Source organism: Paenibacillus thermotolerans, assembly GCF_028745515.1.
GTDB lineage: Bacteria > Bacillota > Bacilli > Paenibacillales > YIM-B00363 > Paenibacillus_AE > Paenibacillus_AE thermotolerans.
The window spans coordinates 232,743-245,011 of record NZ_JAQZSG010000003.1; the positions used below are offsets into that span (position 1 = coordinate 232,743).

Here is a 12,269-nt window from a genome sequence, read left to right on the forward strand (position 1 = left end):
GTCTCCTGATCTTTACATGACGTATTAATAATGAATTTTCACTTCATCGTTGCCCGAATGCGGGATTTTAAGAATGAGATAACCTTGATCCGCGTTGTAGCTCCAGCCGGCTGCCGCATCGTTCAGCGTATCGCTCGGCGGCAGATTCGAATCGTTCACTGTAACTTTTCGCGGCTGCTCGCGCCGGGCGACAAGTACATACGTCGTCTCTCCCGCCGGATACGCCAGACGGAACGAAACGAGATGCCGCGTATCGGCCGGCGACGTATTCGTCACCTTCGAAAGCGACGTCACGCTCGCTGCTTTGCAAGGCGACTCGCTCGTTGCCGAGCTCGGGCAGCCTTTAATTACGGTCGTCTCGATATCCGGGTTCGGGCCTTTACCTTCAACGAAACGCTGCATAAAGACCGTCTTGACGATTTCTTCCGGGTTTAGCATCACCGTATCCGAACGGCTGTTGGAAATCAATTTCCGATTATCCGGGTAGCCGCCTCTCCACGGTTCGTCATCTTCGGAAGCTTGCTGGATTTCGGCACTTGCCAATATGCCGTCACCCAGTTGCTTCCATGGCCCGGCGCTGTCGTATCTCGCCAGCTCGAGCAGCTCATAAGCGTATACGAGCCCGTTCCATTGCACCGGCACGGCGAACCACGGGTTAATGTAAGCGGAAGCGCCGAAAATCGGGATCGTTCCGTATTTCATCACCGGGCGGTCGTCGACTCCCCACGTGTATACGAACGGCATTCCCGCCTGCGCCCAAAACGCCGCTTTTTCGATGTAGCTCTCGTCGCCCGTAATCTTGTACGCTTGCACGTAAGCGCCTACCGCATGGCCCGCCGCGAGAATGTCCGGCGTGTGCAGCGGAACTTCCCAAGGCTGGCTGGAACGAGGGACGCTGCCCATCGCTTCGAATGCGGCAAGCCCCTTAAAGCCTGCAACCTCCGCTTCTTTGCTGCCCGTCATGAGCGCATATTTCAGCAGCTGTTTGGCGTTAAGCGCCGTTTGTCCGACGAGCGGCGCACCTTTCTCGCCGAGCGGCGGATCGTATCGAATGGCTTCCTCGTACAGCCATGCGCCCGATGCGGCTTGCGCATTCATAATCCCCGTCATTTGTTCCGTCAATCCGGCCAGCGCCTCCGTCATATATCCGACATGAAAGGCTGCCTGATATTGCGGAATGTGCAAATCCGGCTTGCCGAGCTGCTTCTTGTCCTGCATTGCGGACAGAGCTTCCGAGAGCACTTGCTCCGCTTCGGCCTTGCGCGTCGGATCCGCCATGGCGAGCAGCTTCAGGTTTGCCATATCCGAAGGAAATTGATTTGTCCCCCACGACGGAATATTGACGTGACGCCAGCCCTTCGTGGCGGCATCCCAATAGGTGCGTAAATAAGCGTCCAGTCCGAGATCCACCCGCTTCTCGAAGGAATGAACCTCGGGCACCTCCGGAAGCGGCACTTCCTTAATATACAAGCTTACGGCTTCCGCAACGGATGAGGCTTCTGCGGTCGTTATGCCCGCTTCAAGCCCGATCGATTGTCCGGCCGCCAGCGAATAAGCCGTGTGCGCGAGCTCACTGTTTTCTTTCACCCAAGTCGGCACGCTTAATGCGGATATACCCATGACATGGTTGTTCTGCCCTTCCGCCCAGTTCGGCGAAGCGAATTTGGCCGCCGGCAGTTCATTCACTCCGTCCCACTTTTGATGCGGGTCCCAGCTGAGGCTGATCAAATGTCCGCCTTGCCTTACTGCCATGAGCGGAACGGTTATTTTGTACGGATGCGGCACAAGGCGCAAGTGGTCGGGAGTCGTAACGTCAAGCTTGCTGGAAGAAACCTCATCTCCAACTAACCACTCCAAGCCGGGGAACAACGCTTCGTCCTTCGCGCTGCCGAAGCTTCCCTCCCCGACGGTCAGAACGGGGCCGGTCATATTCAGCAGCTCGGCGGCGCTGTCGGATTGCACGTTTTGCTTCGTCTTGACTTGCTTCGCTCCGTCTTCCAACGAAAAATCAAAGTCATACGTCCATTGTCTGCCGGCTGAATCGACGGTCGCGCCATGGAACGCTAACGAGGCTTCTCCGTCTCCTGTATGTGCGGCGGCCGCGGAAGGATAGAAGGAAACCGTTTCGATCGCATTGTCCGGAGACCTGACGACGGACGAAGCGAACGGCTGAACGGTTGCCATCAGCTGCCAGCCTTGTGAAGCGTCGTCCCAAGTAAAGATTTGATATTGACCGTAGCCGAAAGCGGATTTCGGCGATACGACGCGAGTTTGGCCGTTTTCAAGCACTGCATCTCCGGTCGCCGGATCTACGGAAGCGACGGCGTTCTGCGGCTTCGATGGCGGCAGGGCGGCGGAAGCTTCCTTAAGGACAGGGAGCGCAACGGAACGGCTCATGGCATAGCCGGCCGTTTGCAGCCGTACCTCAGCCGAAGATGGGCTTTCGGACGTCGCTCTTACTTTCCAAGTTACGTTCGCTTTTTGTCCCGGATGCAAATCGGTGAGGTCCGCTTGGGCACTTGCGTCAACCACTTCAAGACCTTCGGACAGCACCAGCTCGGCCCGAGGCTCGAAGAACGCTTTCCCGCCGGTATTTGCAATTTCGACGGAAAGCTCGGCTTCCTCCCCGGCATGCAGTGCAGGCTTGGAGCGCTTAATATTGAGGTCTGCGGCAACCGGAGAGGAAATGAAGCCGACCTCGTCTAGCGCCCAGATCGCATTCGTTCGGTCTCCGCCTTCCAAGTCCATGCGGAGCTTCGTAATTTTCCCTTTCCACTCCGGATGATCGCCGACCGAAACCGTGTATTCGTGCATATTTCCGTCCGCCGTAATGACGAAGTCGAACCTTCTTGCCTCCGCATAATACGGCGCCTGCTCCGTCCCGAAGAAAACGGAGACATAGCTGCCTGCCGTCGCGCTCATGCGTACGGTTAACGTTTTGTCCCGCTCGCCGATTACACCCTCGACATTATCGTTGCCCAAGTGGGGGTCGCCGCCCGTAACTCGAGCGCTCATCACTCCGCCGGCCACTTTGAAATCGGCCAAGTTATGAATCGGGATCCATCCTTGCGCGTTTCCGTCCGTATTCCATTGATAGTTTGGTAGAGCGACGCTCTGGAAACGGATAAAGTCGGTTTCCCACACAGTGCCCTCATTGGCGGAATCCAGCGTTAGGCTCAGCTGCCCGATCGTTCCTTCCCAAAGCGGGTGCTCCCACAGCTGTATCGTATATTCATGGAACGCTCCGTCGGAGACGACCGGGACGATCAGCTGTTTATCCTCCGAAAACTCCGAAGACGTATCCGTGGTGAAGCCCACCTTAATGGATTGTGCTTGACCGCCATCAATACGGGTACGTATTTTCATTTCGCCGATCGTTTCGGACGTCTGACCGACCGGCCCGGAAACCATAGTCATAGCACCCGTGCCGTATACCGAAGCGCTGACGCTGGCAGCTCCGGCTTGCAGCTCGGATAAACCGCTTTCAGAACTCCAGCCGTTCGTGGAATTATTAAATTCGTAACTGAACACCGAATAATCACCGATCTTTATGTAGTCGATACTTACCTCCGCCGGAACGCTTTCGGCCGGCTCCAAGTCGAGTCTCAAGTTTTGCACGGTGCCCTTCCAGTTTGCGTGCCCCCCCGCTTTGATCGAATACTCGTGGTATTCGCCGTCGGCCACAATCGGAATGACAAGCCGTTTCGCCTGCGACAAGCCCGGATATACGTCCGTATCAAAATATACGGCGACCGAAGTCCCGTTATTCGACTTCATGCGGATCGTAACCGCCTGTTCCGTCGTCGTCGTCAAGCCGAGCGGTCTAGGGGCGTACCAAAACGGATCGATTCCGTTTAATTTCAGCTGAAGCGCACCGCCTTCCACTTTGTAGCTTTCGACTCCGTTGCGGATGCCCATCCAGCCTTCCAAATTGCCGTCCTCGTTAAAATCGTACTGAATAAAATCGGTACCTGCCGCTAGCGCCGGCGATTTCGTCGCCGGAATGCATGCGAACAACATCGCGCCGACGATTGCCCAAATTAGCTTCGTTCTCATTACTGCAAGCTTCATTCAAACCTTCCTCCCGTCATGGTTTTTAGATGCCGCATCATGATGACTGCTAAGCCGTCCTCTTCGTTATGAATCACCTCCTTTCACCCGGAACGTTCGCCGGTATTCTCTAAAGTCGTCACACCTTCCTTGATCTCACATAGTCCGGATAATCGGTGATGATGCCGTCCACTCCTGCCTCGAGAAGCGGCCCGACCTCGCCCGGCGACCGCACCGTCCAAGCAAACGCCTTGAACCCGCACGAATGAATCCGGGAGACGCTCTCCTCCGAGACGAGAGGAATGCACGGGTTCACGTAATTAGCGAACGCCGCGTATTCCGCAAGAAGCTCATCGGTTACGTCCTCCGGCCTTCCGACGAGGATGCCGACCGCCGCATCGGCGTCGGCCTCGCGGAAGCGCCGCATCGAATCGCGGTCGAACGATTGGACGATCATGCCGGGATGCTCCGGCTCCGGCATTCGAAGCGAATGAAGCTCCCTGGCAAGCTTCCGCTCGATTCCCGGATACAGCCACGGCATCTTGATTTCAATCAACGCCCCCATCCGTCCGCGGCACAGCTCCATCACGTCGCGGAGCAGCGGTATGCGCTCACCCGCATACTTCTCGGAGAACCAGCGCCCGGCATCAAGCGCCTGCAGCTCGGCAACCGTCAAATCTTTGATCAAGCCGGTGCCGTCCGTCGTCCGGTCGACCGTCTCGTCGTGAATGACGACGAGCTCCCCGTCCTTGGACAAATGCACGTCAAGCTCGATCCAATCGGCATTCATAGTAAGCGCCAGCTCGAACGAGGCCATCGTATTTTCGGGAGCGTACCCCGCCGCCCCCCGGTGCGCGACATTAATCGCCTTTACGCCGCGCGCCGCTTCATTTCCCGTCTTCATGCCCATGATCCCACTCCTCATCTTTTGAAAGCTTCTGCACGACGTTTACAGCTTCATAAACGTCTTTTCCGTAAACCATTCGGTCTCAAGAACGCATTCCACCGCATTCCCGTCGGTGTTCACCTGAATTCGCTTCGACCAATCGGCCCTGAGCACCTTGGCGCCGAGCCTGCCGAACAAGTGCATGTTGCGGATAAAGGACGGACGATGCTCAACGACCGTCTCGTTGCAAGGTACGACCACGATCGGGGCGCCGCATTCGCGGATGAACTCCTCGGTCGTGGAGGCGTCTCCCCCATGGTGCGCCGCTTTCAGCATCGTGACGGACCGAATCATTTCCTTCTGCGGCGAATTCAAAATACGATTCGCTTGATATACGCCGCAATCTCCCGTCATTAACGCGGTAAACCGGCCGTACCGGAGCCGGAGGACAATGTTGAAATCGTTGAGATCCACATGGCTGTGACGGCCCAAATATTCCCGATCGGGGGTCGACACGACGTCGAACGACAGTTTGGAGCCGAATCGCAGCGACGTCCCGACATCGTTCTCGTTCAGCTCCAGCACGTTAGGATGAGTACGAAGCCGCTCCCGAAGCTCCATCCAGAACGAGTAATTGTCGCCGTCGTCCGATTGCCTAACGATTTCGTCGTCGATGGGGGAATACACGAACTGCCGCACCGTAAATCGCGGGTCGTTCAGCAAATCGACAAGCCCGCCGAAATGGTCGCTGTGAGCATGCGACAATATGACGCAATCGAGCGTCGTAATTCCTTGTTCGAGCAAATACGGTATGACGATTTGCCGCCCTTGCCCTTTCTTGGCCCCGTCGAGCAATATGTTGATCTCCCCGTCGCTCCCTTGAACGCGAATCAGAAAGCTGTCCGCGGGACACTTGTGCGGATCGCCTAACGCATCCGTTTCCAGCCGGTTTACATCGAACAGCATCATGCTGACGATATACCCGCTTAACCCGCCGCTTGAAACACGTTCCTCCACCGTGCATCCCTCCGCCTCGTTTTTACTCTACGAACCCTGTAAGCTCGTCGTTTACTCCACTAACCCCGTACGCTCGATGCCTTCGACGAAATGCCGCTGCGTAAACATATAGAGAATCAGCGGCGGCAAAATGATGAGCAATGCGCCTGCCATTTTGATCGGCTCGTTCATATCGAACTGCCCGGCCAGCAAGCCGTTGTTGCTGAGCGACATGTCGTTCAATCGGCCCTGCATCCAATCCATCTGCAGCGCCATGGCCAGGAACTTCTCGTTCTTCAAATATAGCGCCGCTTCGAAATAAGTGTTCCAGTGCCAAACGAAGGAAAACAGAAAGACGATTAAGAGCGCCGGCTTCGCGAGCGGAAGCATGATTTTCCAATACGTCCGGAAAGCGCCCGCCCCGTCCATCCTTGCCGATTCCTCCATCTCCTTCGGCAGCGTGGCGAAAAATTGCCGGAAGATGATGATGAACAGCGCTCCCTTGATCCCTTGCGCGAAAACTGCGGGCACAATGAACGGCAGCGGCGAATTCAGCCATCCGAGCTTCGAAAACATGACGAACAGCGGAATCGCCATCGTTTGCGTCGGGATGATGAACGTAATGAGCACGATGAAAAATAAAGCGTTCTTGAGCGGGAAGTTCATTCGGGCGAACGTATATCCCGTTATGGCGCACGAGAGCATTTGGAGCAGCGCGGCCGCAGAAGCCATAAACAGCGTATGGCTCAACGATTTCAAATAATAGAGACCTTTGAAGGCGTCCGCGTAGTTTTCGAACTTCAGCTGCCTCGGAATCCAGCGAACCGCGGGGTCGATCAAGTCGCTGATATCCTTAAAGGACGTAGACAGCATGTAAAACAGCGGCGAAAGATACAGCACGGAGATGGAAATGAGCATGACGTAAGTAAGGCATTTGAAAATGATCCCGTCGTTCATCCGTTGGCCGAGCAACCATAGCTTTAGACGCTCGTTCCCCCATACCCGCAAGCGTTTTCGTTTCGGCTTGGAAGCCGTCCGTTCGTAATCGTAATGGGTCGTCATGCCTTGCTACACCTCCCTTCGGTTGAAACGCAGCGAGATCCGCGCCAAAATCGCAACCAGTACAAAAATGAACGCGAAATAAATCCATCCGAGCGCGCTCGCATAACCGTAGCCCGTCTTCAAATTGCTCATATTTCCTAATATGTGATTGATGATCGGGTTAAACGAGTACGTGGACAAATCCACAAGCGTATAAATCAAGTTGAGAAAAATGAACGGAACGATCGAAGGAAAGGTGATTTTCCAGAACGATTCCCACGGCGTTACGCCGTCGATTTGCGCCGCCTCGTACGTCGAAGGCGGCACGGTGCGGAACGCGGCAAGGAAAATAATCACCTGCACGCCGGAATACCAAAGCACGATAATGAATTTCCTCAACAGGCTGACGATCGGGTCCGCAAGCACGGGCGGGAACGTATCGTATATCATCCCCGCCAGATCGTACTGCTCCGCGAACGGCAAATCCCCTTGCCCTTGCGCGAACAGCTCCATCAGCACTTTGCCGGTAGCAAAGATGACCGGAAGGAAAAAGATCGCGCGAAAAATCATTCTTCCGGGAAACTTCTGGTTCAGCAGCAGCGAGACGAGCAGAGCGAACAGCACCGTAATCGGGATGATCAGCAGCGACTCGCGCCAAAAAAGAAGCATTTCGATCGGAAATACGTTGTCCCGCAAAAACGCGTATTTAAAGTTGTCCATGCCGACATAAATGTAATCAAGCCCGCTGCCGTCCGGTGAAACGACCAGCTTGTGAAAGCTTAAAAACAAAGAATACAGCAGCGGATACGCCATGAAGAGCAGCACGCCGACGATCCAAGGCAGCAGGAAAGCGTAAGCGGTTAACGCCGACCGGGCCGACATCGCTCTTTTGCGGCGCGCGTGCTCTTTGAGGCTTAAACCCGTCGCCGTCTCTTGCCGATTCACAGCATTCATCCGCTCACTCCCCGTTCAATGACCGCGAACGAATGGGCGTCCATCGTATGCCCTTCGCCGCTGTACGGCACTTGATTGTAATTCACCCAAATTTTCCGCCCGTTCTCGTAGGTCGTCTCGTAAACTCCGTCCGCCACTTTGCGGTGGTTCTCGATAAATAAATTCCATACGCCCTCGGAGGCGTCGACGAACGCTTCGTATTCTTCCAGCACCCGATCCTCCAGCGCGTCAAACTTCGAGCTGAACAAATAGGCGAACATCGTTCGCTTGAGAACGCGAGGGTCTTCATAAGTAAGCATAAAGTAAGGAATCTCCCCGTATTCGATCGCCCGCAAGTACTCCACTTCGGGATTCGTTCTTACGTTGCCTGGCGCCGCCGAATATGTCGCCAAGCCGTGAACGGCGATCGGATAGAACGGGACTTCCTCGTCGATGATTAAGTCGTAGTTGTACACGGTCGGAAACAACTGAATATAGTCGACATGTCCGAGCACATAGGCGCCCGCGCCGCTCGTCATGGCATAACCGACCGTTCGGCGCGTCGTGTCGAGCAGCTCCGCGTACATGTTCGCCATCGTCTTCCGATCCTGCGGATGCTTTCTGCTGAAATCGCTGTACAGCAAGCCCCCGAATTCCGCTATGCCGATCCCGTCTACCGGCAATCGTTTGTACTGCTCCAGCGCTTGTTCGACGTTAATTCGGATATTTTCGGCATTCGGACGATAGTAATACGTTTCCTTGCTGTACCAATCGCTCCAGAACATCTCCCGGTATGCCGTGCCGTCAACCATACGAGCCGCGTCTTCGAGCGGCGAGAAGCCGTTGCCGAAAGCGTTCGTCGATTGCGTGAACACGTCCTGCATCACCAGCTTGGCGTCTCCCATCGCTTCCAGCTTCCCGGACAGCCGCTTCAGTCCGTCCGCTCCTCCGATCCCCTCTTCAATCGGGAACCGTTTCGGCAGCGAGCCCTGCAAGCCGCCCCGGTTCCAGCCGGTGACCCCGACAATCATATTTCCGACGCCGCGGCCCCGTAGCTTTTCCACGATTTGTTCGACCTGTTCGAACGTAGTGGAAACGACCGTCTTCGTATTGAAAGGATTCGGCTCCGTCGCCGCCATAATAAATTCGAAATAGGCCGGGGGCTCCTTCGAGCCGCCTTGCAGCTTGGCTGCGCCGGCTTCCTTCTGCAAATAATTCCGATACGCCTTCGCCATGCCGACGTAATTCGCTTCCTCGCCTTTGAGGAACATGTACTTGACGGTAATCGGCTCCACCGTCATGTTCTTTTCGTAAGCGTCGATCGACTTCGTCAAGCTGATCGGCTGCTTAAAGGGCCTTCTGACATGAAATCTGGCGAATATTTGGTTGAAGCCGGTGTGAATGCCGGAAGGCGCCGCATATACGTTCGATTTATATTGGCCTTCTTCGATAACGGCCAGGAAGCCCGCATCGCCGCGCTTCAATCCGAATACGGGATACGCGATCGAATCCCTAGGGAAAAATTGACCGTTCGGCGGAATGGAAGGGTCGATTCCGTACACCGGGAAATCGTACGCCGTCACAAGCGGGGAACGCGTTTTATTAAAATAAATCAAGCCTCCCGGACCGTCCGGCACGAATAAATATCCTTCCGTTCCGGACGGTGCCGCCCCCATGAACGGCAGCAATTCCACGGTGACGATTTTGTTTTCCTTCGTCTCCAGCAATCCCAGCTCCGGCATATGCACCTGAAGCTCTCCGTTATTCAAGCGATACTCGAAATAGAAGGAAAAGCCCAAATCGTCGAGCACGTAACGAACGCCTACGCCGCCATTGATTTTCCGCCACGCGACCGCGGCATTATGCTCCACGGCGTTGCTCAGCTCCGGCGAATTTTGCTGCGGCTTCAAGTACCGAAATAAGAACGGGGATTGCAGGTTCGCGCGCCACAGCCCTTGAACCTCCTCCCGCTCCATATCGGAGGAGGTCGGGTTGCCGTACCACATCGTTCCATGTGCATCCTTCACGGCGATCCGGCCGGATTCCGGCTCCAGCCAAAGGGACGTCTCCCGATCGCCGCCGCTCACCAAATACCACGCCGTTCCGTCGATCGTTTGCTTCGCTCCATCCGGGAGGCCGGTCTCGAACGGAAGACTCTCGAAGTAATCCTTCGCCTTATCCGGCGTATAATTGCCCGTCGTTACGCTGCTGTCCCCCGACCAAACGATATATAGAGCCAAGCCCCCGAGCACAATCAACAGCACGGCCGGAAAGAGAGACAAGCGCAGCAGCCTCTTAAGCACGGTTCATCAGCTCCCTTCCCAGCTGGATAAAGAAGTCCGCCGCCTGGTAGACGAGCCCGACCGTGACGAAGCCGAACAGTCCCAAACAGAGCAGCGTAAATACGGAGACGGCCGACATGCCGAGCGTCTCTTTGACATTGTAATTATGCACCGTCTGCGTTCCGATGAAGATCAGAATGAGCACCCACAGCTGAATGGCGTTCATGGCAGCGTCGTAAATAACGGCCTCCTGCTGCGTCAGCACATTGGACAGCAGCTGCACCGGCAGCGTAAACAGGACGAGAGGCGCAAGCGCATAGGCGTTCACAATGAACACTTTCTTCAAGGTGCCTTCGCCTTTCATGACCGAGCCGATCAAATAGTTGGCGAAAAGCCAGGCGAACCAAAGCAGAAAATATTTCGCCGCTTCCATCCATAGATTCAACTCTTCAAACCGCGCCTCTGCAAAAACGAAGCTAACGGCCGCCTTTCCGGCAATCGTAACGACAAAGCCGGCAATGAGCACGATGAAGGCGAACCATCCTCGGATCATGCTGCTAGCCGCGATATCGTACATGCCGTTCATCGGATGTCTAAGCACGGCAAACAGCATGTAGAACGAGTACTTCCACGGGCCTTTTTCCCTCTTCTGCGCTTTGGTTCGGCGCTGCTTCAGCATGCGCTTTCCGAACTTGGACCATAGGAACAGAAGCGCCCATAATGAAACGATCACGGTCATAGCGATCCCGAAATAATCGAGCAGCCAGTTCATGCGAATTTGCCAATACGACTCCGAGTAGCCGGTTTTGTCGTAAGCGAGCTCGAAAAAGCTTCGCGACTGCTCGTAATTTTCCCGCTTATATTCGCTCTTCGCCAGCGCTTGATAAGCTTTGTCGAACGTGCCGTGGCGCACGAGAATTTCCTTCCACAGCTTCTCGCCTTCCTCGTATTTGCCGTCCTTATACAGTGCGAGCGCTTCATGCACCATCGTTCCGAATTCCGTACGCTTAAAAATTTGGATCATATTGAGCTCGCCGTCGGATACGTAAATATTTCCGGAGGAATCCGTAACGACGCTGGTCGGGCGCTTGAACAGCCCGTACCTGGGCGAGACCGAAGTGTCGTTGCCGAAGCGGAATATCATATTCCCTTGCCAATCGTACTGATAAACGCGGCCCCCGGCGCTTTCGATGACCGTCATAAAGCCGCTTCGGTCCACCGAAACGTCCGTGAACGAAAACCGGTCCATCGGACCGACCCAAGGCGCAAAGTTTTTGTCGCTTAACAAATCGATGCCGCCCGCGTTCAGCCGCTTCAGCTGGCCGCTCTTCAAGCCCTGGTTGACGGTGAAAATAAAGCCGCGGTCGTCCATCGTCATGTTCGAGATCGAGCCCGGCAAATTTTTTTGCTCCTCGGCAAGCTGCTCCTCCGTGTAAAACCTTCGCTTCAGCGTATCGATCCAATTCGAAGGAACTTTGTTGGCGCCGAAGAAGCCCGCAAATTCTCCTTCGGGCGACATCTGCAGCAGCCCTTGATAACCGCCTTTGTTCGCGACGTATATAAACCCGCGGTTATCGACGACGACCTTGACGGGGACGTACAAATAATTTTTAGGGATGTATTCGGACTGAGGCGCCTTCACCTCTCTCACAAATTGACCGTTCGGATCAAAGACGGCGATTCGCTTGTTCCCGGTATCGGCCACATAAATAAAACCGTCATCGGTTACGAATACGCCTTCGGGCGTACGCAGCGTATTCGTCCGATCCTCCGTCCCTTCTTCGGGAATCGTTCGGATGACCCGCCCGTCCGGGGCAAGATGAACGATCCGGTCGTTCCCGCGGTCCGCCACGTAAATGTCGTCGTTCGGCATAATGAACAAATCTGCGGGATCTTTAAAGCCCTCCCACAGCTTCCACGGCACGAACGCGTACGGCGCGGGAATCCAGCGGCCGTTCGCATCCGTCGACGACGTGAAGTACGGAATGGAAGCCTCCGAACGCTGTGCAGGCAAACCGGCAATCAGCAAGGCGGCGGCGATCAAGCTCAACAATAATCGGCGGTATTTACGGTTCATCGTC

At 55.3% G+C, this 12,269-nt stretch carries 7 protein-coding genes; all 7 read right to left on the minus strand.

Annotated elements, in window-relative coordinates; genetic code table 11:
• Positions 1–24: 24 nt before the first annotated feature.
• Positions 25–4,071, minus strand: coding sequence for a hypothetical protein (locus PT964_RS04515; RefSeq protein ID WP_274362138.1), 4,047 nt, complete (start codon positions 4,069–4,071; stop codon positions 25–27).
• Positions 4,072–4,189: 118 nt separating this feature from the next.
• On the minus strand, positions 4,190–4,954 hold the full coding sequence (locus PT964_RS04520; RefSeq protein WP_274362139.1) for a glycerophosphodiester phosphodiesterase: 765 nt from the start codon (positions 4,952–4,954) through the stop codon (positions 4,190–4,192).
• 45 nt (positions 4,955–4,999) lie between these two features.
• On the minus strand, positions 5,000–5,953 hold the full coding sequence (locus PT964_RS04525) for a ComEC/Rec2 family competence protein (protein WP_274362140.1): 954 nt from the start codon (positions 5,951–5,953) through the stop codon (positions 5,000–5,002).
• A gap of 51 nt (positions 5,954–6,004) precedes the next feature.
• Positions 6,005–6,994, minus strand: a complete 990-nt coding sequence (locus PT964_RS04530) for a carbohydrate ABC transporter permease (RefSeq protein WP_274362141.1) — start codon at positions 6,992–6,994, stop codon at positions 6,005–6,007.
• A 6-nt stretch (positions 6,995–7,000) separates the two neighbouring features.
• Entirely contained in the window at positions 7,001–7,927 is a 927-nt protein-coding gene (locus PT964_RS04535) for a carbohydrate ABC transporter permease (protein WP_274362142.1), read from the minus strand.
• Complete coding sequence (locus tag PT964_RS04540; RefSeq protein WP_274362143.1) at positions 7,924–10,209, minus strand: DUF5696 domain-containing protein; 2,286 nt, start codon at positions 10,207–10,209, stop codon at positions 7,924–7,926. The genes PT964_RS04535 and PT964_RS04540 overlap by 4 nt, the downstream gene beginning before the upstream one ends.
• Entirely contained in the window at positions 10,202–12,265 is a 2,064-nt protein-coding gene (locus PT964_RS04545) for a YIP1 family protein (protein ID WP_274362144.1), read from the minus strand. Before PT964_RS04545 ends, PT964_RS04540 begins: the two co-directional genes overlap by 8 nt.
• Positions 12,266–12,269 lie beyond the last annotated feature (4 nt).

What these genes read in the sequence shown, in the direction of transcription:
- PT964_RS04545 (WP_274362144.1), bottom strand. Translation starts at nt 12,265, where the DNA reads ATGAACCGTAAATACCGCCGATTATTGTTGAGCTTGATCGCCGCCGCC.
- PT964_RS04530 (WP_274362141.1), bottom strand. Translation starts at nt 6,994, where the DNA reads ATGACGACCCATTACGATTACGAACGGACGGCTTCCAAGCCGAAACGA.
- PT964_RS04535 (WP_274362142.1), bottom strand. Translation starts at nt 7,927, where the DNA reads ATGAATGCTGTGAATCGGCAAGAGACGGCGACGGGTTTAAGCCTCAAA.
- PT964_RS04520 (WP_274362139.1), bottom strand. Translation starts at nt 4,954, where the DNA reads ATGAAGACGGGAAATGAAGCGGCGCGCGGCGTAAAGGCGATTAATGTC.
- PT964_RS04515 (WP_274362138.1), bottom strand. Translation starts at nt 4,071, where the DNA reads ATGAAGCTTGCAGTAATGAGAACGAAGCTAATTTGGGCAATCGTCGGC.